19 protein-coding genes are annotated in these 25,642 nt (G+C 44.5%); 6 read left to right on the forward strand and 13 right to left on the reverse strand.

Features of this window, described 5'->3' with window-relative positions:
- From QFZ51_RS05405 to prs, 3 genes are all read right to left on the reverse strand, one after another.
- Window positions 1–3,525 carry a SusC/RagA family TonB-linked outer membrane protein gene (locus tag QFZ51_RS05405; RefSeq protein WP_429043925.1) on the reverse strand — a complete coding sequence of 1,175 codons (3,525 nt, stop codon included), beginning with the start codon at window positions 3,523–3,525 and terminating at the stop codon, window positions 1–3.
- Between the two features lie 140 nt (window positions 3,526–3,665).
- On the reverse strand, window positions 3,666–4,112 hold the full coding sequence (locus QFZ51_RS05410) for a GNAT family N-acetyltransferase (RefSeq protein ID WP_429043926.1): 447 nt from the start codon (window positions 4,110–4,112) through the stop codon (window positions 3,666–3,668).
- 107 nt (window positions 4,113–4,219) lie between these two features.
- Entirely contained in the window at window positions 4,220–5,152 is a 933-nt protein-coding gene (prs, locus tag QFZ51_RS05415; RefSeq protein ID WP_370911232.1) for a ribose-phosphate diphosphokinase, read from the reverse strand.
- Between the two features lie 215 nt (window positions 5,153–5,367).
- Here prs and QFZ51_RS05420 point away from each other — a divergent pair, with 215 nt between their 5' ends.
- Complete coding sequence (locus QFZ51_RS05420; RefSeq protein WP_429043928.1) at window positions 5,368–6,045, forward strand: carboxypeptidase-like regulatory domain-containing protein; 678 nt, start codon at window positions 5,368–5,370, stop codon at window positions 6,043–6,045.
- Window positions 6,046–6,154: 109 nt separating this feature from the next.
- Here QFZ51_RS05420 and QFZ51_RS05425 read toward each other — a convergent pair whose 3' ends face one another.
- The 4 genes from QFZ51_RS05425 to QFZ51_RS05440 are packed head-to-tail and all read right to left on the reverse strand — an operon-like array spanning window position 6,155 to window position 13,187.
- A complete protein-coding gene (locus QFZ51_RS05425) occupies window positions 6,155–7,276 on the reverse strand; it encodes a hypothetical protein (protein ID WP_429043930.1) in 1,122 nt (373 codons plus the stop codon).
- Window positions 7,273–11,148, reverse strand: a complete 3,876-nt coding sequence (locus QFZ51_RS05430) for a PAAR-like protein (protein WP_429043932.1) — start codon at window positions 11,146–11,148, stop codon at window positions 7,273–7,275. Before QFZ51_RS05430 ends, QFZ51_RS05425 begins: the two co-directional genes overlap by 4 nt.
- Before the next feature lie 15 nt (window positions 11,149–11,163).
- Window positions 11,164–11,352, reverse strand: coding sequence for a hypothetical protein (locus QFZ51_RS05435; protein ID WP_429043934.1), 189 nt, complete (start codon window positions 11,350–11,352; stop codon window positions 11,164–11,166).
- An 11-nt stretch (window positions 11,353–11,363) separates the two neighbouring features.
- On the reverse strand, window positions 11,364–13,187 hold the full coding sequence (locus QFZ51_RS05440) for a type VI secretion system Vgr family protein (RefSeq protein ID WP_429043936.1): 1,824 nt from the start codon (window positions 13,185–13,187) through the stop codon (window positions 11,364–11,366).
- A gap of 447 nt (window positions 13,188–13,634) precedes the next feature.
- Here QFZ51_RS05440 and QFZ51_RS05445 point away from each other — a divergent pair, with 447 nt between their 5' ends.
- Window positions 13,635–14,279 (forward strand): hypothetical protein, encoded by a 645-nt coding sequence (locus QFZ51_RS05445; RefSeq protein ID WP_429043939.1) that lies wholly within the window; start codon window positions 13,635–13,637, stop codon window positions 14,277–14,279.
- A gap of 25 nt (window positions 14,280–14,304) precedes the next feature.
- Window positions 14,305–14,529: a hypothetical protein gene (locus QFZ51_RS05450; protein WP_429043942.1), complete on the forward strand. Its 225-nt coding sequence runs from the start codon at window positions 14,305–14,307 to the stop codon at window positions 14,527–14,529.
- Between the two features lie 70 nt (window positions 14,530–14,599).
- Here the strand turns inward: QFZ51_RS05450 and QFZ51_RS05455 are convergent, their stop codons facing one another.
- The 4 genes from QFZ51_RS05455 to QFZ51_RS05470 all read right to left on the reverse strand — a co-directional run bounded on the left by QFZ51_RS05455 (window position 14,600) and on the right by QFZ51_RS05470 (window position 21,076).
- Complete coding sequence (locus QFZ51_RS05455) at window positions 14,600–15,190, reverse strand: family 16 glycoside hydrolase (protein WP_429043944.1); 591 nt, start codon at window positions 15,188–15,190, stop codon at window positions 14,600–14,602.
- 219 nt (window positions 15,191–15,409) lie between these two features.
- Entirely contained in the window at window positions 15,410–16,741 is a 1,332-nt protein-coding gene (locus tag QFZ51_RS05460) for a TolC family protein (RefSeq protein ID WP_429043946.1), read from the reverse strand.
- Between the two features lie 36 nt (window positions 16,742–16,777).
- Window positions 16,778–19,909 carry an efflux RND transporter permease subunit gene (locus QFZ51_RS05465; protein WP_429043949.1) on the reverse strand — a complete coding sequence of 1,044 codons (3,132 nt, stop codon included), beginning with the start codon at window positions 19,907–19,909 and terminating at the stop codon, window positions 16,778–16,780.
- A gap of 78 nt (window positions 19,910–19,987) precedes the next feature.
- Window positions 19,988–21,076, reverse strand: coding sequence for an efflux RND transporter periplasmic adaptor subunit (locus QFZ51_RS05470; RefSeq protein ID WP_429043952.1), 1,089 nt, complete (start codon window positions 21,074–21,076; stop codon window positions 19,988–19,990).
- A 451-nt stretch (window positions 21,077–21,527) separates the two neighbouring features.
- On the opposite strand from QFZ51_RS05470, the gene QFZ51_RS05475 reads away from it, so the two are divergent.
- From QFZ51_RS05475 to rnc, 3 genes are read left to right on the forward strand one after another with little or no spacing between them, the layout of a single operon-like run.
- Window positions 21,528–21,764: an acyl carrier protein gene (locus QFZ51_RS05475; protein ID WP_012788038.1), complete on the forward strand. Its 237-nt coding sequence runs from the start codon at window positions 21,528–21,530 to the stop codon at window positions 21,762–21,764.
- Window positions 21,765–21,787: 23 nt separating this feature from the next.
- Window positions 21,788–23,041, forward strand: a complete 1,254-nt coding sequence (gene fabF / locus QFZ51_RS05480; protein ID WP_370911221.1) for a beta-ketoacyl-ACP synthase II — start codon at window positions 21,788–21,790, stop codon at window positions 23,039–23,041.
- Between the two features lie 10 nt (window positions 23,042–23,051).
- Window positions 23,052–23,771, forward strand: coding sequence for a ribonuclease III (rnc, locus tag QFZ51_RS05485; RefSeq protein ID WP_079469778.1), 720 nt, complete (start codon window positions 23,052–23,054; stop codon window positions 23,769–23,771).
- A 35-nt stretch (window positions 23,772–23,806) separates the two neighbouring features.
- Here rnc and QFZ51_RS05490 read toward each other — a convergent pair whose 3' ends face one another.
- Together QFZ51_RS05490 and QFZ51_RS05495 are read right to left on the reverse strand one after the other, a co-directional pair.
- Complete coding sequence (locus QFZ51_RS05490; protein ID WP_429043959.1) at window positions 23,807–24,487, reverse strand: GyrI-like domain-containing protein; 681 nt, start codon at window positions 24,485–24,487, stop codon at window positions 23,807–23,809.
- A 51-nt stretch (window positions 24,488–24,538) separates the two neighbouring features.
- Entirely contained in the window at window positions 24,539–25,570 is a 1,032-nt protein-coding gene (locus QFZ51_RS05495) for a DJ-1/PfpI family protein (protein WP_429043961.1), read from the reverse strand.
- Window positions 25,571–25,642: the final 72 nt, after the last annotated feature.

Raw genomic sequence — 25,642 nt, forward strand, 5'->3', positions numbered from 1 at the left:
TTAGAATGATACATTCAGGTTTAATCCATAAGACCGGAGTGATGGCAGCGCACCACCTTCAATTCCCTGCACGTTGGAAGCGGAATTGAGGATATTGGATGGATCTACATTCGGCGCATTTGATTTAATTAACCAGAGGTTACGGCCATAGAGAGAAAGGCGGGCGGCCTGGGCTCCTATTTTCTTATACCATGATTCCGGCAGATTGTAACCGATTTTGGCCTCTCTCAGGTAGATATAGCTGGCATCATACAGGTTGGCCTTGCTGATCACATTTCCACCGTTGTAATTGAAGTGATCCTGTGCACTGATGTTTGTTGTATTGGCGTGGCCATCTGCTGTAACACCCGGAACGACGATACCATTTTCACGGATACCATTTTCTACAGTGGTTTCCAGCAGACCGGATTTATTTCCGTATAGGTTAGTATAGGAGAAGAAATCGCCGCCGTGTTGGAAATCAACCAGTGCAGACAGGTAAATACCTTTATAAGTAAAGGTGTTGGTAACACCGCCTACATAGTCGGGATAGGCGTTACCGATAGGTTTGATTTCACTGGGCACATAACGTCCGAGCGCATCTACTACTTTCTGGCCGTTAAGGTAAGTATAATCCGTACCGCGGATAGTTCCCAGCGGCTCTCCTACTTGTCCTACCACCGATACCTTCTGTGTACGGCGGTCGGTGCCGATTGTCAGGAAGTCCAGTGATGTATTGTACTGTGCAATATCCAGGTTGAGCACCTTGTTCCGGTTGCGTGCGAGGTTGGCGCTGATATCCCAACGGAAGCCATTTTTCAGGCGGATGGGGTTCAGGTTCAGCCCTATTTCAATACCTTTATTTTCCACGCTACCACCATTTACGTAGGCTCCTGTGAAACCGGTGGCTGTAGGCAGTGCCAGTGTGATGATCTGATCCTTGGTAACGCGTCTGTAGTAGGTGAAATCAACACCAATACGGTTGTCCAGGAATTTCAATTCCACGCCTGTTTCCACTTCCGTGGTACGTTCAGGTTTCAGGTCTTCGTTGTATAATGTTGGAGAGAACTGGATAACCGGATTGCTGCCGAAAGGAGGAATGAAGTCGTATGTGTTGTAAATCCGGTACGGATCGGCATCATTACCTACCGCAGCGAGGCTACCTCTTAATTTACCAAATGACAGCCATTTCCATTCTTTCAACAGGTCTGAGAAAACAAAGGAAAGGGAAGCCGATGGATAGAAATATTGGTTATTACCTTTTACCAGGGTAGAGGACCAGTCGCTACGACCCGTGAGGTCGAGGAACAGCAGGTTCTTATATCCCAGGTTGGCAGTAGCAAAGACGGAGTTGATCTGTTTTTCGTAGTACTGATCAATGGCCTGAGCGGGTTGCGCAGAGTTGAGCAGGTTGTACACATCTTTAGTGATCAATCCACCCACGACGCTTCCGCCGGTAACGGTCCATTTACGATGCATCACGTTTCCACCAACTGTTGCATTCAGCTGGAAGTCGGTACCGAAATCTTTTTTGATATCTGCTGTTAACTGATAGTTCATTTCGCGGTTACTTCTCACGCGTTTGATATATCCTCCTATTGCATAATCTTTTGCTGTTCTTTCTTCTTCGAGTGTACTATAGTCGTCCATGAATACGCGACCGGAGAAGGAGAGCCATTTTGTGGCGTCTATATCCAGTCCGGCAGATCCGAAGAGCCTGTTGCGGCTATCTGTTTCGTAATCCATATAACGGTTCCAGTATGGTCCATTGCTGGAGGAAACAGTTGGATCGTCCCATGACCGGCGGTTCCAGGTGATCTGGGAACCGTCATCGTACTTGTATCTTTTCTCCATTTCCAGATCGAGCTGGCGCTGACCATACATCGTGAACTGCAATGTAGGATTGGGACCGGTAAAGCCGGTACCTGGACGGCCTTTTACTTTTAAGGAGGTGTAGTTCATGGAGGCTACGGCTTTTACTCCCTTTGTTAATTCATAGCTACCATTGAAAGAGAGGTTGTTTCTTTTGTTGGTGGCGTTGGGGAGTACGAAGGTTTGATCCATGTTACCATACGACAAGCGGAAACTTCCTTTATCGTCGCTGCCTGCCATTGATATATTGTTGGTAAGTGTAAAACCTGTTTTATAGAAGTCTTTTACATTATTTGGATGTGGTGACCAGGTATCAGTTTTGCCGAAGTATGGATTTTTTTTATCCTTATCCCATGACCAATAAGGGCGAATTATTTGTCCGTTCAGTTTGGGCCCCCATGATTCATCCACTGCATATTGTGGCATCAGGTCGTAGCGTCCTTTGCCGTTGTTGTCGTCGTAGGTAGCGCTTTGTTCATTGAGGAAGCCTTCCGGATGCTGATTGTAATAGAGGGTATCAAATTTTCCTGCACTACCGCCGCCGTAAGTATTTTGATAATCGGGGAGTACAGCTACCTGGTCTACCTGGGCGTTGAGGCTATAGGTAACCCCGATTCCTTTTTCGGTATCCGGGCGTTTCTTGGTGGTTATCTGGAGAACGCCGTTGGCACCGCGGCTTCCGTAGAGGGCGGTTGCAGCTGCGCCTTTGAGGACAGAGATGTTTTCAATGTCTTCCGGATTGATATCCTGCATAGGGCTACCGTAGTCGTAACCGCCGCCACCGTTTTGCTGTCCGGGATCGTTTGTTACGTTATTGATCATCGGTACACCATCCAGTACAAAGAAGGCATTGTTATCACCCAGGATGGATTTTACCCCACGGATGGTGATTTTGCTGGCACCGCCCATGGAACCTGTGTTAGAGCTGATTTGCACACCGGGAACTTTTCCTGTAAGGGCGTTTACAAAGTTTACTTCTTTTGCTTCCTGTACGGCATTACCGCTTACTTCCTGTATGGCATAACCTACGGAGCGGGGATTCTTTTTAATGCCTAGGGCCGTGACTACTACTTCTCCCAAAACTTTTTTGGTAGCATTGGAGGGAACCAGGGTAACATCGAGTTCACCTCTTTTTTCTACCGGGATAGACTGTTCACCGAAAGTAGGAGCTGTGACGAGTATAGTATCGCGTACGGCCGCCTTAATGGTGTATTGACCAGTTGGGTCTGACTGTGCGTTTAGTTTAGATGTTTTATTCCGGATAACGGCGCCGGGAATAGGAGTTCCTTTATCATCTTTCACTGTTCCTGTAAGCTGGAATTTTCCAACTTCGCTTTTAGCGGTAGCTGAGTCCGGGGGAAGGATGAGTGCGGTATCCTCTTTAGGTTTTGCTACAGCCGTTTTGGCGGTATCGGTTACTGGTTTGGAAGTATCCTGTTTCGGTTTAACAGTGGAATCGGTAGCAGCAGGTTTAATGACTACCGGAGCAGTGGTATCCTGTTTAGGTTTAACACTGGTATCAGCAGCAGCGGGTTTAATCACTACCGGAACGGTGGTATCAGCTTGCAGCTGTTTTGCTGTGAGATACCCTTCGGGTTTTGCGTATGCGCTGCTGGAGGTATAGCAGAAAAAGGCATAGCACAGCCCCGACCAGGCTAGTACATGGCTTCTCATCGTATTATGAAAGATTTGGTTACAAAATTTTTTGACAGGATTCCTATGCTGTCTGTTGTTATATTGGTTATCCATCAATATAACAATACAATCAAAACGCCTTCTACAATGGGTTGCAGAAGCAAAAAAATAAAAAATAATTAATTCAGGTTTTTCCTCATTTCGTAGTGCGGAATGCCCACCTCTGTAAATTCTTCTCCACAGATTTTATAGCCCAGTTTCTGATAGAATCCCGTGGCTTCTTTCCGGGCATGCATGGTTAATTCATCAAAGCCGTTGCTACGTGCATATTGTTCTGCGAATACTACAATTTCTCTGCCTATTCCTTTGCCCTGCAGGCGGGGCGACACTGCCATTTGTCTTAACTGTACTGTGTTTTCACTGACAGGAGTGAGAATACAACAACCGGCGAGTATTTCATGATCGTTCCCTTGTGTAAAGCCGGCAATGAAAATATCATTGATTTCTTTTTGTAATTGTTCGGCTGAAAACGTAAGCCCCAATGGTTTTCGAAGCACCTCGCTACGAAGGTCAATCATGGTGTGGTAGTCGCAACTACCGTATTCGAGTATACGAAAATCAAGCATAATGATTTGTCAGATTTGCAGATGGCCGATTTATGCCATTTCAATTTCAGGAATTACCGCTGCATGGTTCACAAGTGTCTGGATGACAAATAGCCTGCCAACAGGAATCAGGAGTGCTGTGACTGAAAATAATTGACGATCAGCTGGTCGACTGATTTAACAAGCAACATATCGTCGTTGATGGTGATGGCATTGGGATGGGTATCTGTGCAGACTACCTTTTTAATGAGACCTGATTGCTTGATTTTTTCGAAGCCATTTCCTGCAAAGATGCCGTGGGTGGTGATAACGAAGATATTTCCGGCACCGGCATCACGATAAGATTGTGCGGCATGGATCAGAGATCCGCCGGTGCGGATCATGTCATCGTAGATGATCACTGTTTTGTCTTTTACATCGGCGCTAATGGCAGTAATAGCTGTTTCATCGCCGGAAAGGCGGCGTTTGAACGCGAAAGCCGCCGGTACATGCAGGTCGTTGGCAAGGGATTCTACCCATTTAGCCCTGCCCGCATCCGTGCTGGCCAGCACAAAAGGCTCTCCGGCTGCGAGCTCCATGGCCGTATTCATTACAAATTCCTTTGCATATAAATGCACCGGGCGAACATCGTTTTCAAAATACCAGGTAATACCATCCACATGAAGATCAATCATTACGATCCTGTTGCCACGGGAGGTATTGGGTAAAGACGAAAACAATACAGCGCGTGTTTTGGCCTTTACAATTTCGCCATATTTTACGGCGCGTTCCATAGTAGAATATCCAAAAAAAGGAATGATGATGGTCAGGGAATAAGCTCCCAGCTGGATACAACCGCTGGCCAGATCATATAGTTCCAGCGTTTCTTTATCGTCGATAGTGCCACCAAGCAAAATCACTTCTTTGTTGCTGACATTACTCAAAATGCGGTGATAATGCTCCCCATCGGGGAAATCACGTATGTCTAATTCCCCATTTTCCCAGGTGGAGCCTGCAATTGAGAGGATCCTGTTTTTCAGATACTGATAATGTTGGGTAGCAAAGATGATTTTCTGTGGCATGACTTTTACACAATAATGGGTGATAACCGTAAAAATAAGTGATTAGAGGGATATTTATAATGTTGATAATTAATAATTTTGCTGCTGAACACTCATATTTCTCCCGTTTTTTAACTTTTCATTTGCGGGTGGAACATTAAATTTGAAGGATTAGTATATTCATGATTCGTATTACAGCATATATCGGAGCACTGTTTTTTTTCTTTTTCATTAACATGCAGGGAACCTTCGCACAGGTGCGTTTGTCCGGTATGGTGGCGGATCAGGATTCCAAAACGGGATTGCCTTTTGTTTCTATTGTTAACAAGAGGACAATGACGGGCACATTAAGTAATGAAAATGGCCGTTTTTATATTGAGGCACTGCCGGGAGATACCCTTGAATTTTCCATGTTGAGCTATACACCTAAAATGTTGCTTGTTCCGGGAATGTCAGCTTCCCAGGATGTATATATGCAGAAGCGGTTGTTTGAATTGCAGGGGGTAAATATCCGGGGTAAGAACTACCGTAACGATTCTATGGCGCTGAGAGATGAATATGGACGCTACTTTGATTACCGTAAGCCAGGGGCGATGGATGTACTTAAAACCTTGCCGGCAAACCCTATTACGGCTTTAAGTTATCTAGTGCCAAGTAAAGTGCGTAAAAGAAAAGAGCAGTTTCATGAACAGCTGGTTTATTGGGAGAAGGAGAAGTTCATCGACTATCGCTACTCTCCTGAACTGGTGGGAAGAATGACCAAGCTACAGAGCCCGGAACTGGATTCGTTTATGTATAAATACAGGCCGGGATACCAGTTTTTAAATTCCGCTTCAGACTACGATCTGTTACTTTATATAAAGCAATCATTTGAAGAATATCAGAAGCGAAAGATAGAAAAGAAAGAACCTTAAATAATGTTACGCCGGAGAGTTATCTCCAACGTAATTGTTTATATCTGCTATGAATTTTTTTAATATTTATGTTTTTACCATGTGGTATGCTGGCGGCGAAACCACGATTTTAATCAGCTGGTTCCAATTCCTGTTTTAAGGCCGGCAATGAAAAATAGCGATGTTGTTTGAGAAAATCCTCCAGCCCTTTGTCTTCGTTAAGCATATTTTCCAGTACCGATGAACCCGGCCATATACCTGGATTTTTAGGCATAAGCTGGTGCTGAAGTGGTTCATAAATATTGGCGATATAGGCCACAATTTTTCTTTTTTCATCCAGCGAAAATATTTCGAAGGGATTATTAGCGAATATGTCGTTATTGGTATTGCTATATAAAGAATAGGTGTATTGCTCCAGCGCCCGAAGCAAGGCGTTATCATTGACACGGGTATGATCCGAAATCCATTGTAGTAATTCCTGCTTTATTTCTAACACCCCTTCTGCGTTTTTTACAAAGATGATCTCGCCTACTGTAGGCATGTGATTATTGTCGAGGTCCAGGTAATCGTTCATAGCCAGCGTATTTATCTTTTCTTCTTTGGTATAGCCGAATGATTTGACCAGTGTTTTGAGGAAGAGCGTATCTTCGGCGAGAAGATAGGCAAGATCTGATTGGCTGTTGTTGAAGAGGTATTTGTTGCGTGAGATTATTTTTGGATGAAGATCAATTTTATAACTGTTGTTATCTTCAAATTCAATGAAATCCCCTAATAGAGGAACCCACGAGATAAATTTGTATTCTATGGAAACGAAGATATTCTCAATTGTATAGTCATATTCATCTTCTTTTTCGTATCCTTCTTCAATAATAGTATTGAATTTGTTATGAAACCTGACTCCGTCATTTTTACGACTAAGTATTTTTCCAAATATATTGGTCAGCGCTTTATTAAAAGAACTATCGCTGAGCTGTTTAAACCCTTTGTCTTTTAAACCTTGAGCAATAATAGGTAAAGCGATATTAACATCTTGCTCTGTATACGTATAGCTTGCAGGTATTCCGTCCTCCGTTGATTCTATGTGGGATTGCCATTCTATGTGTCGTTTAATGGCGTCTATATTCATGGTGTACATTTTTTCTTTTTTGATAACGTTATTCTTTCCAATGCTTTGTACTGGTTGCTGCTGGGTGTTTTGACAGCTTACATTGCTAAGTATAAAGACTATCAGTATTAAATTTACTGTTCTCATTTTTTTATTTTTTTCCTGAGACCGAGATGAAAATGATCTTGATGTACGATTGTAGAACTGCCAAGCGTATTATTAATACGTTTGTTATAAGCGAAATTGTTTCTAAATTCCCATTTAGTGGCAATGTTGAGTAGCTTCTCCAACACTTTCAGAAATTCTTTTTCGCTGCCATATGTCTCCATTGCTTCCGTCCATAATACAGATCCTTTCCTGTTTGAGCTTCCGGGGTACCTGATATCAATGTCGTTCCCATTAATATGTCCTTTATGACCTATGTTCCGTTTGTCTCCGGCGGAGATATCGTTATAATAAAGTGTATCTGTGTAGCCATTCTGTGGTAACGAATAGAAGAATCCAAACAAAGGAGCGGCAATATCAGGAGCTATATAATTATCATCTCCTCCATCCCTGGTGCCGTATCTTCCCCAGTTGGGGCCAGTTTCGGGGAATGGTAGCAAGCCGTATCTGTTTTTTTGCAGTAAGAATGTTTTAATAAGTGTACCCGCGTTGTACAGGTCGTATTTGTATTGATTGGAGGTAACATTTTGTTCCACCAGTGTGTAGCTGAAGGCATCTATTTTGACAATATACCTGTTCAATGCACCATCGGATATTTTTCGATGCCGGCAGTTGTTTACCTGGAATAAGACAGATGAATTTGTGTCGAAGAAATGTTTCTTTTCAGCATGTGAGCTCTTGCCATTTGAAATCGCATCCAGGCCTACTACCTTGCTTATTTTAGCGGTTACTTCTGTATTGCCATTAGCAGCAAGCTGCAATCCCTTCCATTTCCAGAAAGCCATTGAAGATAGTACGGCAATTTTTATATCTGTGGCTACCAGGTCTGGTTGAAGAAGAATATCGGCCTTTTCTTTCCGGGTAAACTTGTTTGCATAAGTATAAGCTTCCCGGCCGGTAAGCTGGATCAGTCCCCTGCCTCGGAATTTCCATCCATCTCCCGGTTGTATGTTGCCCAATGATTTCCCCTTTACCGAATAGGGACCGTATACATAATCAGCAATATGCCGTTGGTTTTCTTTTGTTACGCCAGGACGAGCCGGTTTTCTTATCGCTCTCCCCCATGCTTTCGCTTTTATTTTACCTGCCGCTGTTCTGAATGGCGGAAAGTTCTTTCCCAGGTCTTCCCAATACCAGTTGAAGCTTTCCCCTTCTTTAACATTCAAACACCCACCGCTTTCTATAGCCACCTGGGCGAAAAAGTGTGCCTTATTCCAGCAGGTATTCATACCGGTTTGTTCCATGAACCTGTTGTAAGTGGCGGCTGCAATCTGCAATGAGGAGGTTGTTGCATGAGGGAATATTTTAGCCAGCTGTTCTATCGTAATCATCTCTTCGCATGCCGGACACCTGGAGTCAAGCTCATTTATTTCAAGTTGCTCGCCCAGTACTACCGGTGCATTTGCCCTGGAATGCCTGTTTATAAAATTATCAAACCAGTTGGATAGTTTTATATGCTGGTAGTAACTGATATTATCAGGGTTCAGGATATTTTTATCCGATATCTCATGTGGATAGAAATAGTTATCCGGAGAAGACTTTATTACTGCATAGAAGCAGCGGAGAAAACTATCTTCCAGTGTACTCCCCGCTTTCAGCTGGTTTGAATCTATTGTTGCATTTGCGGTTCCATATTCATTTATATGCAACCTGTCGCTGAACCAATGTTTATCTTTTCCCTGATACCGGTTTTCCCATATCTGAAAGGATAATTCCTCTCCGGCAAGGTTAGCGGTTTGTACGAGCATGCTGAATTTCTGTCCATATTTGTAAACTTTATAGGCAGGATATTTACGCTGATCGTGAAAGTGTACAGATACTACACGTCGTTTGTTATTGAGCTCCAGGTACCCTCCCTTTTCCTGCATACGTTTGTTGCTTTGCTTTTGCGGCACCCAGTATGCTGTTCCTTCACAAGTAATGGTTTTCATTTCAGCAAACCGGATGCAATTAGCAGACAAAGGTATTGCGAACAACACGCGAAATGTATCCCATTCGAAACTGGTATTAGTTAATAATGGTTTCAGGCTATTTATGCTAACATCAAGTCGCAATAGTCCATCCGTATTGAAAGCCACCTCTCCCAGATCCTTTACATGATGAATGCAGTTTGCCGGATTTATCTGCAACAGGTGAAGCGGTATCTTTTCATTTGCCGCTTCATGACTACTGATAACTATACGGACTATCTCCTGCCAACCAGCCGATGGTCTATAAATTAATTGCTCATCCGTAAAACACCAACGTGTGAGCGTGGCTTTTATGGCACTGATACTGAGCGTTTTCCGGGAATTTCCCAGACGGGCACTGATCATGAAGCTTCCTTCCTGTGAAGCTGATGCCGTTGATAACTTATTGGTATAAGCTCCGTAGGGATTCCAGAAAACAGGACCATCGAGTGTTTCCTCATAATCCATTAGTGTTTGCGCAAAAACAGTATAATACCTTCCAACGATCCAGTTAGTACTATCTCCCGGCACCAGTATCTTTAATACTTCATTGTTTTTTACTTCGAAATGCCAATAGGCTTGTTGAATATTATTACGCTCCCCCTCCATGATATTTACGTGTACTTCTACTGTATACTTTCCGGGAAGTATAAGATGAACATCGCCATTGATTGTAATGTAGGGCCCTATGCCTACCGGCCGGCCGTTTAAAAACCATTGAATAGCCGCTGCAGGTACTGGTGGCAGTTTAGTATGCATCATTTGTGAAACCTGGAAATTCATATTTGTGCGGGGCCTTACCACATGTGTTGACGCCCCGTTGCTCACTGATATGGCCCTGTTGTTTTGGGTATGGATTTCTTTACTGATCTGTTGCGGATGTATACCCGTACGCATGATGGCTGAAACAACGTAAGTGGCAGATGCGTTGGTCGGCGTGAACCAGATTTTATCATTATCGGATATGGCAATTATGTTTTTGCTGTTATCGGTTACTTGCATAGACACCAGCGCTCTTTCTGCTTCAGTTGGGGGAGTTATCTTGTATACAGCTTCTGCACAAACCGGAGTTCCACTTTGCAGGTAGCCTGACTTATAAGGTGTTTCACTAATGATGAATTCCTCTTTAAGCGTGTTGTTATTCGCATATAGATCAATGAAGGCATCGCTATCTGTTTGTTCTTTTCCGAAGGCCTGTACCCTGTAGTGCCCGGATGCATCGAATGAAAATGTTAACCGTGAGCCGGATGATTCGATTAACACCACGTCGTTGCCGTCATTGTGAAGATTGAGTACTTTCCATTGTACCGCTGATTCGTCCGGGATCACATGATTATAATAGCTTTCAACCTCAAACAATAACGGCTCCATGATCCTGACGGAAACCTCCTCCTTCTTTTCACTGGTAAAGATTGCCGCAGGGTTACGTTTTTCAATACATAAGGTAATTGTGCGTATGGCAGGAACTTCCCTGCACTTCAAACTGCTGGCAACTAGGGGATTTAGCGCCGGTATAATAGCGGATTCATTTTCCGCAATGCTATCCTCAGCTACATAAGCTGTTTGACCGTGATGGATAATACAAACACAAGGAGCCCCGGCTGCCGCGCAAACAGCAGTGCTTTTTTCTGTTAGTATTTTCCCTCCGTTCGAAAGTGTAACGCCGGGCAATACATTGTCCCATTGAATGATGTTAGGCGTGCAAGGCTTGTGGGTTAACATGCACATTCCAAATGTGCCTGGCATGAAGGGATTGCCTATCTCATTGGAACCTGCAGCTGGTTTGGAGTTTCCACTGACGTCGTTCATGTATTCTGCATTTGCAGAAACCTGTATTTGGGCGGGAGTATTACCGAAATTACATCTGCATAATGCTCCTTGCACCACAAAGTGTTTATCAGCCATCTTTTTAATGCAATTTTATTTTCCAGGATTATGAATGTCTGATGATATTTTATGGAATTTTACACCCTTCTGTTTGCCGTTGATGATTACTGATTTGCCGGAATGAAGAAACAGTTCTCCTGAACTATGCCAACGAATGCTCTTCCCTGTTTCTATATATTTTTTGCAGACAATCAGCATGCCTCCTGTGGGGGTATTTCGCATGTGTTGGTGTTTTAGAATAGTTTTGACTTTTCTGTACTCTTTATGTTGACAGACTTTCCTGAGCTTATCTGCATGTTTTCTTTGGAGCTGTCAATGTTTATTTCTTCTGCATGTTTATCTATTTCTCTCGCCTGCAGGTTGATATTTTCCATCGCTATTTTTGTGATATTGGTTGCGGTTAATTGATAATCGTTCACCGTATATTGATAAAGACAGTTACCTGCCTGTTGAAGGATGTCCATCCCTGCGGAGTGGTTGATATTACTTCCGGCATTTATATTGATATTTTCAGTGGCATTAACGTCGATATTTTTGGCGGTTAGGTTTATTCTTTCGGGCGCCGAAATTGAAATGTTCTGTCCCTGGGTATCCATCGTGATCATGTTGCCACCTTTATCGGTGATGATAATATTTTCGTTGCCATCTGTATCGTCGAGGCGGATCATGTGGCCACTACGTGTTTTAATTGCTTTAATGTTATTCATTGGATCCCCGAAGGCAGCAGTTGCTTTTCCGTTGTACGCGCAGCCGGTAACGTATGGTGCTTCAGGGTTACCGCCTTCGAAATCTACCCATACCTCTTCATTTATTTCAGGAATAAAGTAAAAACCTTTATTGATTCCGCCATGCGGTTGATGAAGTCTGATCCAGGGCGTACTTCCCTGCTGCCAGTTAAATTTCACCCGGACACGTCCAAGCCCTTTGGGGTCATTATTATCCGTTACTACGGCGCTTTGGGCTTCGCAATATGGCAGGTTTTTCAGGTTCATAGCAGGTACTGCTATGTCGGCCGGAATACCTTCAAATGTATTGTAATAGTCGCCATTCCCATTACAATGGTGTTCCAGCCTTGTAAGTATAAATTCACCATAGTCTTCACGGGCGGATAGCTGTTCCTTTACGTCAATTATGTTTCCAATACACAGACCGGTATTCCTGCTACTGCCTTTTATGAAAACCAATTCTGCTATTCGTCCTTTATAGAAGCGATTGGTAAATGCAGAAAGTTCTGCGGCGGCATTCCTGCCAAATACATGTGGTACTTTATAGCTGGTTTTATAAGGATACAGTTTCCTGCTCACTGATTCCGCGTGATACGAGTGGTGGTTCATGTTGCCGGAGGCTGCATTACAACTATCTTCCGATACTATATTATGTAACCTGTATTCATATGTTTGAAACGTTTGATGGATGGGTAAAATTTTATATTCCAGCTGGAAATCAATCAGGTCTTTCTGATGTACCAGGTCGTTTTTTGGGGAGCTGTACTGACCGAAAATAATTTGCTGCCCATTGTAGAAGAAATGTTCTCCAAAACGCTGAGAAAGCCGCTGAAGAAAGTCGAATCCGGTTTCTTTGTATTGTACAATATACTTCAGCGGTTGTGTGAAATGGGGATTCACCTGCGGATGCACAGCAAAGGGGTAACAGTTTTTCATGACGGTGTTTACAATGGATGATAAGGCCAGTTGCTCATAAGATTGCATATGTGGATTACCTGAAAGCAATATGGTGGGGCTGTTGCCGTGAAGGACGCAGCTGCCGGCATTACCATTATTTTCTTTTCCGGCATGGACTCCTGTAATGATACCATTAAACAGCAACTGATTGAATACTCCCGGGGATTCGACAGGCCTGATACAGATGCTGATTTCTTTTCCCAGTAACGACCTGCCTGCTGCAACCGCATTCGATCCGTATTGTGATAGCCAATCGTATTGTATCCCTATCTCAAATTCGTGGTGCTGGTCCATGTATTGTTTCAGGTGCAGGAAGTTGAATTGACTGAACTGTTGTTCGTCTACTGATATGGTTGTTTTTGTATACAGTGCCATGACTAAATGAGTTGAAAGAGTTGAGGATATGTTTTGGTGAGGAGTTAACTTGAAGTTATTGTTGATAACAAACGTGAAAACTAAATTATGCAATTAATTTTAATTGATGAAAAATTAATTAAGATTCCTACCTAAAAATTATTTTTATCTTTTCATTTTTGCAAATTTATTTTTAGTATCATTTTGATACAACTAATATCAACATTGCATTTCATGAGATTTCGTTTTAGTGTAGCAAACGAAAGTATTTTTTACCTGTGTTTATTTTATCCGGAAAAAATGATAAATTGTGTCGTTGTTCGCTGGTTTATTTACCGGAAATACTTTCACAACAACAGGTGTTCCATCCATAGTAAATGTATGTTGCAAAGGGCAGGTTAAACTGATCTATTCGTTCAGTTATAATCTGGTTCTATGATTTATTGTTCATGTTAATCTATCATGGAAATGATTCACGCAACACGGCCTGGATTGGTGCTTGGTTTTCACGGTTGTGAAGAAGATGTAAGAGACGCATTAGTGAGAGGGAGTATTAAAATGAGTCCCAGCAGTAAGCCATATGATTGGCTGGGAAGTGGCTACTATTTCTGGGAGAACAGTTATGAACGGGCATATGATTATGCCTGTAATCCTCCGGGGAATAAAGTAATCCGCTCACCGGCGGTATTGGGAGCAGTTATTGATCTGAAGTTCTGTCTTGATTTGCTGGATGCAACATGTTTAAACCTTGTACGTGAATCCTATCATGCATTGTTCAAAGCTGTTGTTAATGATAAAAGAACGCTACCCGTGAATATGCCGGCACGAGGATCACAGGATTTATTGTTAAGAAATCTCGATTGTGCAGTAATTGAGAACCTGCATATCGACAGACAAATGAAGAATTTAATACCCTACGATTCTGTGAGAAGTGTTTTCATGGAAGGTAATGAGCTTTACCCTAACGCGGGATTTAAGGATAAAAACCACATACAGATCTGCGTCCGAAATCCTAATTGTATCAGAGGTTATTTTAACCCTGTGAAGGATATACACTGGCAAGGTCGGGTTCCATTAAGAAATACCGGCGCTGAATGGTTTGACGAGATCTGATTTTCCTGGTTGATAAATTTATAAGATGACAGAGAAAGATTACAATGAGATGCTACAGATTCTTAAAGAACAGCAGGAGCTTGTTAGCAGTGACGCTGACGCTGCCCATGAACTTCTGGTAAGACTTAACATTCTTCATCTTTGCATCCCCAAAGATGCCTATACAGAGATGGAGGTAGTATATCCTGTAGACTCCTTTGCAGAGGGGATTTATGTGGAAACTAAGCTCCGCACTTTTCTATGTGACTAAACACCAAATAAAAAAGGCTTTAAGAACACATGTTCTCAAAGCCCGACTTCTAACTTATCAATCAACAATCTTAGTTTAGTTTCAGATTCTTCCAGTCCCCGCCGGAGCCGTTACCAACCCAGTAACCTATCATTCCTTTTTTTTGTTTGCCGAGTAATGTAACTGTTAAGCATCTTTCGCCATTCAGATAGGTACTTGCTTCCCTATCAGTTACTACTATCTTTACATGAAACCATTTGTTGGGATCTGTGGAAGGATTTACTTCATGCTCATATTTTCCGGGGTATTGTTCTCTTAAAAATGGCCAGTCGTTTCCGGGAAGTGAAATGTATTGCACAGCGTGCCCTCTTCTGCCGGCTTCAGGAACCTGGAAATTGAACGGTCTGAAATAAATGGCGTCATAAGTAGAATCGTTTACGCCATGGAAAGCAATACCTACAAAACTCTGTTGCAAAACATTCTTTCCTTTTACATCAAACTCAATAGTGCCACTGGCAAATTGTTTATTTTTAATCCAGGCTATTCCTGCGCCTGGCGCTTCGTTCAAATGGATAATGGAGTCGCTGACCATTGCGCGGTTTACCACCCGCAGCTCCTGGGCTGTACATATGTAGGTAAAGCAGATAATGCCGCTTAAAGTAAGCATAATGTAGCGTAACATGTGTATCGTGTTTTATAATCCGGTGGAGATATTTGCAAAATCATGCCGGACGAATCAGCTTTGAGTGGTAATCCTTTTTATATTGTCTATTATTTAATGTGTTCGTTAATGATACAAGTGCCTGTTCATGCCCGTACAGTTGATGATAAGATCAAAAAAAGAAGCGGATAAGCAGGATATATCTCCCTTACTTATCCGCTTCTGATATAAAAAAATAATCTATTGCAGCAATGCGCCGTTCAGGCGACCCAGTTCTGTTTCCGCAAGCTTGGCATTATAACGCGCCTGTATAAGCCGGTAATAGGAATCTTCCAGGCTTTGTTGCGCTATTTTTACTTCAAGAATGGTAGATACGCCTTGTTTGAAGCGCTCCAGCGCAACCATCGCATTCTCTCTGGCAAGATCGTTTGTTTCTTCTTCCAGCGACACTTGTTTTTTATAGTATTCGTAGTCTTTGAACGCGTTGTTGAGCGACAGGTCTACCTGGGATCTTACGTTATCCAATGTGATATTCTGGAAATCAAAGTCGATCCGCGCATTTTGCACCTGTCTTTTTACATTAAATCCATTGAAGATAGGGATAGCAGCGGTGAAGCCGTAGTTGAAAACGGCATTCCGGCTGAAACGGGGACTGAATGCGTTAGATGCAGCATTGGAAGTATTCCTGTTATAATTATATCCTGAATTGAAGGAGATAACAGGGAAGTAATCTGCTTTACGCTCCCTGACCGTCAGGGCAGAAATATTCACATTCTGTTGCTGTACTTTAATAGCGGTATTGTTGTTAGCAATGTTTTGTTGTAGCACCGAAAAGGATAGCCCGCTGTTAAGCGGAATGGAATCTACCACGTCATATCCGGTAGCGCCGGCGGGTACGGCCATCAACTGGTTCAGCAGGGCTTTACTTTGTTCTATCAGCGTTTGCTGGCGGATGTATAATGCCTTCTGCGCATTCAGGTCTACTTTTGATTGCAGCAGATCCGTTTTGGGCGCGAGACCTGTACTGAATTTGGCGTCAGACAATTTTACCCGTTCTTCGGAGATGGACATCTGCTCTGCCAGGGCCTTCAACTGTTGCTTTTGTTGTACAATGTTATAGTATCCGCCGATGATAGTAGAGATGGAATTCTGCACCTGGTCTTTTATGGCCAGTTCCCCTAGGTCGCGGATAGATGCTATTTTATTGCGTGTAGCGAACATCTTTAAACCGTCAAACAACGTCCAGCTGAGGGTTACGTTGCCAGTGAGATTGTTGCCCTTGATGCCGCTGGTATCGCGTTTGGTACCGTTTACAAACTCCTGTTTGGTAGCGGTGCTATTCCAGGTAGTACCTGCAGTGGCATTCACGCGCGGTACAAATGCAAAATTCGCATAGGCGTAGTCGTTAGCAGACAGTTCAGCTGTATTCCTGGCCAGGCGAATATCAAAGTTGTTTTTCAGCGCCACATCTATTGCCTGTTCAAGGGTAAGCACCTGTTGCTGTGCCTTTAACGCACCCACACTTAGGAGTAACAGGAATAAGAAGAAACACTTCTTTATATTTTTCATCATAAATAGCATAATCGTGATCATTCAAATCTGTTATTATCAGGCATGTGCTGCTGCTACCTGTGCTTCCTCATTGTTTGCCATTTCGTCTTCCTCGTCAGTATTATTACTTCTGCCTCTGCGCGACAGGAAGGTATACATCGCCGGAATTACAAATAAAGTTAACACCAGTGAAAAGATGATTCCACCCACTATAACGATTCCCAGCGGAATGCGGCTGGTGGCGGCAGCGCCGAGCGACATCGCAATCGGCAACGCACCCAGCGCCATAGCGAGGCTCGTCATCAGGATAGGACGTAAACGCATCGAGGAGGCATGGATTACGGCATCGGCTTTTGCCATCCCGGTATCACGCTGATGGTTGGCAAATTCCACGATCAGGATACCATTCTTCGTTACCAGCCCTATCAGCATAATTACACCGATCTGAGAGAAGATATTCCAGGTTTGGTCAAATACCCATAGCGACAGCAACGCTCCGGCAAATGCCAGTGGTACCGTTAACATGATGATCAGCGGATCCACCCAGCTTTCAAACTGTGCGGCTAATACCAGGTAAATGAGTACCAATGCCAGTCCTAATGCAAACATAGTATTGGAGCCGCTTTCCGCATAGTCGCGGGAGGAACCGGACAAGGCGGTATTAAAGGATTCATTCAGCACACTTTCATTTTGCAGTTTATTATAGATCCGGTACATTTCGGTGATACCATCGCCAATAGTTTTGCCCGGCGCCAATCCTGCTGACACCGTAGCGGATTTGTAACGGTTAAAGTGATAAATGATCGGCGGACTGGTTTCTTCTTCTATACTTACCACGTTATCGAGCTGTATCGCTTCGCCACGTGAGTTACGTACATAAAGGTTTTGCAGATCCATTGGATCATCACGGTCGGCGCGGAACACCTGTCCCATTACCTGGTATTGTTTACCATTCCTGATAAAATAACCATAGCGGAGGTTACTCAGTGCCAGCTGCAGTGTGGAGGATATATCCTGTACAGATACGCCGAGTTGTGTTGCTTTATCGCGGTTAATATGTATGCGCAGTTCCGGTTTATTGAATTTCAGGTCCACATCCGTTCCCTGAAAAACAGGGCTGTTGCCCACTTCCTCCATAAACTTGGGCAGCACCCTGGTAAGACTGTCGAAGTTGATATGTTCCAACACAAAAGACACCGGCAATCCCGCGCGGCGGCCTACCTGGATAGTCTGGGATTCAATGGCAAAAACTTTACCCTCCGGAAACTTGTTCATGCTCCGGTTTACCATATTCACGATGTCTTTCTGGGAGCGGGTTCGATCGTGAGGCTCTGTGAGCATTACGTTGGCAAAGGCGGTGTTTACCGCACCGGAGCCACTGAAGCCGGGAGAAGTTACGCTCAGGATGATTTTCTTTTCAGGAATAGAATCCATCATGAACTTAGTGAGCTTATCCACATAATTATCCATGTAATCGAATGCGGTGCCCTCCGGAGTGGTAATGGACAGGCGGAAAGTGCTACGGTCTTCCAGTGGCGCCAGTTCCGACTGCAACGTTTTAAAGAGGAAGTAAATCATTGCCAGGCAGCCGACGATGATTAGCCCGGCTACCCAACGGATACGCATAAACGATTCCAGCGATTTTCTGTATCCGTCTTCCATCCAGCGGAAGAAAGGTTCCGTTTTGGTATAAAACCAGGAATGGGTATGTGTTTTACGGCCCAGCTTCACGTTTAGTACAGGCGTTAACGTGAGTGATACAAAGGCAGAGATGATTACTGCGCCGGCCACCACGATGCCAAATTCACGGAACAGTTGTCCCACGAAGCCCTGGAGGAAGATGATCGGTAAGAATACAAAGGCCAGTGTGATCGACGTAGCGATTACGGCAAAGAATATTTCTTCAGATCCTTCGCGTGCAGCCCTCATACGAGGCATTCCCTGTTCTATCTTCTTATAAATATTTTCTGTTACCACAATACCATCATCCACTACCAGGCCGGTGGCCAGTACAATGGCCAGCAGGGTGAGGATATTAATGGTAAAGCCGCAGGCGTACATAATAAAGAAGGCGCCGATTAAGGATACGGGGATATCTATCAGCGGACGGAGCGCCATGAGCCAGTCGCGGAAGAACAGGTATACAATAATAATTACGAGTACCAGTGCTACTATGAGGGTTTCTTCTACTTCATCGATCGATTGTTTGATGAAGCGGGTGTTATCCATTGCAATATTTACGGAATAATCTTCCGGGATATCTTTTTTCAGTTGTTCGAATCTTTTATAGAATTCTTCTGCAATGGCTACATAGTTGGATCCGGGCTGCGGGATGAGGGCGAGTGCAATCATCGGGCTACCGGATTCTTTCAGCACGGTTTCTTCGTTTTCAGGTCCCAGCACTGCCTGGCCGATGTCGCGGATGCGTATCTCGCTGCCGTTTACATTTTTAATGATCAGGCCGTTGAAATCGTCTTCAGATACCAGCCGTCCGAAGGTACGTACGGTAAAGTCGGTGGCGTTGCCGGCAATTTTGCCGGAGGGCAGTTCCACGTTTTCGCGTAACAGGGCGGCCTGTACATCGCCGGGGGTAAGGCTGTAGGACGATAACCTGGCAGGGTCCATCCAGATACGCATGGCGTATTTTTTTTCTCCCCATATCTGTATGGCGCTTACGCCGGGAATGGTTTGCAGTTTTTCCAGGAGTACGTTGGAGGCGTATTCGGTTACTTCCAGCTGGTTGCGGGTGTTGCTCTGCACCGTCATGGAGATGATGGGGTCGGAGTTGGCGTCCTGCTTGGATACTACGGGTGGAGCATCAATATCGGGTGGCAGCTGGCGCAGCGCCTGTGATACTTTATCACGCACATCGTTGGTAGCGCCTTCCAGGTCTTCTCCAAGTTCAAATTCCACGGTGATGTTGCTGCTTCCCTGGCTGCTGCTGGAAGAAATATTTTTGATGCCTGCGATACCATTGATCTGTTTTTCCAGTGGTTCGGTGATCTGTGTTTCGATGATATCGGAGTTAGCGCCTGCATACGAGGTGCGTACGTTCACGACAGGCGGATCGATCGCCGGGAAATCCCTTACCCCCAGAAAAGTAAAGCCCACCAGGCCGAATATCACGATAATGATATTCATCACGATAGCAAATACGGGGCGTTTGAGAGATAATGAAGGTAAACTCATGATAATTATTTTCAGGTTTTCTGCCGGGCTTTCCTGTTGGCAGCGATGCTGCCGTTGGTAGTGCCGTTGGGAAAACTATTATTGTATCTTATTGTACTTCAACTGCATGCCTGGCTTCAGCTGGAGAATACCAGTGGTAATAACCGTGTCACCAGGTTGTAGGCCACTGGTGATCTGTACACTGCTTTCGGTTCTGATGCCTGTTTCTACTGTTACAAACTTGGCCTGGCCTTTATCGGCAATGATTACTTTTTTATCACGGGTACCGGGAATAACGGCCTGTGACGGTATCAACATAGCATCCGGGAGGTCTTTCAGCAAAATTTTCACTTTGGCAAAGGAGCCGGGGAACAGGATACCGTTATTATTAGGAACGATAGCACGGAGCTTTACAGTACGGGTGGTAAGATCTATTTTCGGATCAATGGCATAAATGCTGCCTTTATATTCTTTATTGTCACCGGATACCAGGAAGTTGACCTGGTCGCCATTTTTGATGGCGTTGCGGTATTTCTCGGCCACGGAGAAGTCCATTTTCAGCGGATCTATTTGCTGGAGGGTGGTAATAATGGTAAGGGACGACACGATGGCGCCTTCGCTTACGTTGCGTAAACCGAGCTTACCGCTGAAGGGAGCGCGTAGTTCTGTTTTCTGCAACTGGGTTTGGGTATACTCCATATCGGCTCCGTAGGCGCTTACCTGGTTGCGGGTCACATCTACGTCCTGTTGGCTGATTCCATTTATTTTAAGGAGGTTTTCCTGGCGTTCCAGGGTTGTTTTGGCCAGTTGCTGCTGTAATTTGAGCTTCTGAAGCTGTGCTCTGAGGTCTTCGTCATACAGTTTAACCAGCAGATCTCCTTTTCTTACAGTGGTTCCTTCTTTAAAATAGAGGTGTGTGATGCGGCCATTAATTTCCGGTTTCACTTCTACTTCTTCATTGCTCTGCAAGGTGCCGCTTGCTTCAATAGATTGGTCGAGCCGGGATGTTTTAACAACCCAGGCATCGGTAAGCAGCAGCCGGGAAGCGCCTGCTTTTGCGCCGGATGCCGCAGCGGCCGGCTCTCCGGCTGATTTTTTGCCGGCTATTTTCTTAAAAGCGAGGTAAATGACGATACCGGCTGCGGCCAATATAACTATTGTGCGAACGGTCTTTTTGGTGATGGCCATATCTTATTTATATGTGTTTTTCTAACTTTTGCTACTGATTCATAACAGAGAAACAGGCTCCTGAAGGGATACTATCTCACAAGCCGGACAAATTTACGCATTGAGGAGGCTGAATGCTCCCGGCAACTGTTAAATAGCGTTAATGCTTTAGATAAGTGGCTAAATAGCCGGTTGAATGGAGATATTTTAAGATTTATATGTTTTGGATTTCAGAGAATGGCGTAATTGTCCCGAAAAAGGCGACTTTTGTGGTAAAATATGCAAATCTGTAATCCAGCCAGTATCAAAAATATATAAATTCTTTTATTAACAAAGCTATGAATATGTTTACTGTATTGGGTTTGGTGAGATTGGCCAGGTTAGAGCGTCCTTAAAATTCGGGCTATCTGTTGGCAATTCAATAAAAATTATATTTTTGCAGTCAAGTTTTAAACCAAAAACACTTAAAATTATGTCAGACATTGCATCAAGAGTTAAAAAGATCATCATTGACAAATTGGGCGTTGACGAAGCCGAGGTAACTCCTGAAGCCAGCTTCACCAATGACTTAGGCGCTGACTCTTTGGATACGGTAGAACTGATTATGGAATTCGAAAAAGAATTCAACATCTCCATTCCTGACGAACAAGCTGAAACTATTACTACTGTTGGCCAGGCAGTTGCTTACCTGGAAGAACATGTAAAATAATCCTCCTAATCAGAATTGTTTTAATGCAACCAAGACGAGTTGTCGTTACAGGTTTAGGCGCTCTTACACCGCTCGGCAATACTGTGGCCGATTTCTGGCACGGATTGACGAACGGTGTATCCGGCGCGGATTATATCAAGCAATTTGATGCTTCCAAGTTCAAAACCCGTTTTGCTTGCGAACTGAAAAATTTTGATCCTGCTAACTACCTGGACAAAAAAGAGGCCCGTAAAATGGACCCCTTTACACAAACGGCTGTAATTGCCGCAGATCAGGCGATACTAGACGCCAATATCAATAAAGACAAGATCAATGCTGATCGTGTTGGAGTGATATGGGGCACTGGTGTTGGAGGGATGATCAATTTCAGTCACGAGCTGAGAGATTTCCATACTGGGGATGGTACGCCCCGCTTCAGTCCTTTTCTAATTCCAAGGCTTATTCTTGATATCGCTGCCGGCTATATTTCTATCCGTCACGGTTTCAGGGGGCCCAACTTTTCCGTTGTATCAGCCTGCGCATCTGCTACCAATGCTATCATTGAGGCGATGTACAGTATCCGTTACGGCAAAACCGATATGGTGGTTACCGGCGGATCGGAAAATGTGATCAACGAGCCTTGTGTTGGTGGCTTCAACGCCATGAAGGCCCTGTCAGAAAGGAATGAAGATCCCAAAACTGCTTCCAGACCCTTTGATCTTGACCGCGATGGTTTTGTGATGGGCGAAGGAGCTGGCGCACTGATACTGGAGTCGTTAGAACACGCACAGGAAAGAGGCGCCAGGATATACGCAGAGTTAGCCGGCGGCGGCGCTACAGCAGACGCATATCACATCACAGCCCCACATCCGGAAGGACTGGGCGCTTTAAATGTAATGCGGAACGCTTTGGCAGATGCCGGAATGCAGGCCAACGAAATCGATTACATCAACGTTCACGGTACTTCCACTCCGTTGGGAGATATTGCCGAAGTAAAAGCCATTCAGCGCGTTTTTGAAGAGCATGCCTATCAAATGAACATCAGCTCTACAAAATCCATGACAGGGCACTTACTCGGGGCTGCCGGCGCCGTTGAATCCATAGCCGTAATTATGTCTATCCTCGATGGCATAGTTCCTCCTACGATCAACCACTTCACTGACGACCCGCAGTTAGACCCGAAGCTGAATTTTACTTTTAATATCGCACAAAGGAGAGAAGTAAACGCTGCATTGTCCAACACCTTCGGGTTTGGCGGACATAATGCTTCCGTGATTTTCAAAAAATTTGTTCCTTGATCTTGATTGTGTGAGTTTACTGCCAGGTTTTTTATATCGACTTGTTTCCAAAAAAAGGCACTTATATAAAGAGCTGCACAACCTGCTGGGCTTCCCGCCTGGTAACTTTGCCCTTTATGAAGTGGCCCTGAGCCATCGTTCCAGTAAAGAAAAATTCCTGGAAAGCAACGAAAGGCTGGAATACCTCGGTGACGCTATTCTCGGCGCCATTGTGGGTGACTATCTCTTTAAAAAATATCCCTATAAAACAGAAGGATATTTAACCGAGATGCGCTCCAAGATCGTTAACCGGCAACAATTGAACGACATTGCCATCAAAATGGGCTTAAGAAAGCTCACCATCTACGACAAATACAACAGCTTCCTCAAAATAAGCCAGATATTCGGCAACACCCTCGAAGCCCTCGTAGGTGCTGTATACCTCGACCGCGGCTATAATAAAACCCAACAGTTTGTGCATAAACGCATTATCATGCCTTATATAGACATGGAACTGCTGGAAACCGTGGAAATGAACCACAAGAACAAATTATACGGCTGGGCCAATAAAAATGGCAAAACACTGGAATTCGAACTCCTCGAAGAACAGATGGACAACGGCCGGCGCATCTTCACCGTAGGGGCTGTAGTAGACGGCGAACTCATTTGCAGCGGCAAAGCCTTCAATAAAAAAGATGCCAGCCAGATCGCTGCACAACAAGCCATTATACAACTCGGGTTAACCGACTAACTGTTTTTGGTAAGATGTGCTCCGCCCATCATCAGCTACTTACTTACCGGGTGTCTTAATATCGTTTTCAGCTTTTCCGGCGCCGTTTTCCTGAAATCCGACAGGTAAATTTCATGATGCCGCCCATTCATGCGCAACCCCTGCTGAAGCATGAACTCCTCCATCTTTTTCAATGATACCGGCTCTTCACTATAAGGACCAATATGCATCAGCTGAACACTCAGCCCCTCTTCTATATGCTTTAAATCCACCTGCCTGATAAAAACAGACTTCTTCTTTTTCTCTGCAGCAAGCACTGCTTCGGAAAACTGCTGGCGGGTGATGTCGTCCGGCATCCTGATGGCCAGTTCGTAGTGCCATTGATCGCGGGGTACCTGCAGCGGATCTGCGGTATTAACGTTTACCCACCAGAAACCTTCCAGCTTGCTCACGGTAAAGTCGCGGCCCCTTTGCTTGCTGCTGAACTTAATACCATATGCCACTGCATACAACGCTGCCGTTACTTCACTAAACATGGGACCATTGGGATCCCCTTTGCCTGTGATAGTTACAAACAGTCCCTTTTCTATGGTAACCAGTTCAGGTACTAACGCGGCAGTATAGTACTGTTTGAATTCCTTTGTTAAATCCAGTTTACTCATATTTTTAAATGTTAATTGTATATCAAATGCAAAGGTGATGAGCAGCAGCCATCCCATGATGATATAGACTTTCATTGTTTTAAGAGTTAAAATCCCCCGGGGAGTGCCAGGGGATGTTTACGCCGGCTAGCGTAACCCAATCTGTATGTTGGTGATATTCTGCGCCGGTTGTTCAAAATTATACCGGAGGTATTGTTCCCGCGTATAGCCGGTTACCTCCATACCCAGTATACCGATACCGGTAAACAGCTGCCCGTAGGTAGTGATGAGCTGTTCCCAGAGGCCTTTGTGCTGCATGCTTACGCAGTTGAAGGCGGGCAGTGTTTCGCATTGCCACGGCGCTGTAACTGTTTGCACGGCCGTTACCGGCAGGCCGATATCCAGGGTGAATACGGTATCTGGTTTTCCGTCGAAGTTGCGGTAGTGCCATTCGGGGGCGCCGCATATTTCCAGTCCGGCGTTGATGGCCTCCCGGTACACGTCTTTAATAGCGGTGCGTACGAGCGACAGCATACCGGCATAATTAGTTTCGTAACGCTGATAGAAGAAATGAAAGGGCGCCGCAGATAACATCTCCGGAAGAACAGCCGAATGATCAAAGAAGCCAAACCAAAACTTCAGGGGTTCTATCTCCAGTAAATTAAAATGCTGATAGATAGCTTTGGCAAAGGCTGTCATTGCAGTACCGCTGGCGGTTATGATCTGCTTATCAGCTACTGCGGGTTCATCCAGGTATTTTCCGGCGCCTTTATAAGCAGGGGCCTGTTGCTTTAGCACTTCAGGGTGATTGCTGGTATGGGCAATGTTGTCCAGGAAGCCGTGCTGCCCCAGCAGCACAGTGGCGCCGCAGATAGCCGCGACTGTTTTTTGCTGTGCCAGCAGTTGTTTAACAAGTGGAATGATTGCAGCATTGGAATCATTTTCCATGGCCGCACCTCCAGGAAGTATCAGCAGGTCGATATCCGCTTTCAATGCCTCATCAAGACTTGCACGGGGTTGTATCTTTAGCTGCCCGCCGGAAGTAACGGGTTCGCCGGTAAAGGAAAAGGTAACGATGTTGGTATCTGTGAAGCTTCCCAGGCCATACATGGCCAGCGCGGGTTCCCAGTCGGAGTAGCCATTGAACAGGAATACATAGCAATTGCTGAGCTTTTTCATATTTGTATTGTTTTTGATCACAATACAAAAGAACAGCCTGGGAGTGACAACCTTATGTCAGCAGCATTTCCG

Origin of the sequence: Chitinophaga sp. W3I9 (assembly GCF_050434025.1) — a bacterium.
GTDB lineage: Bacteria > Bacteroidota > Bacteroidia > Chitinophagales > Chitinophagaceae > Chitinophaga.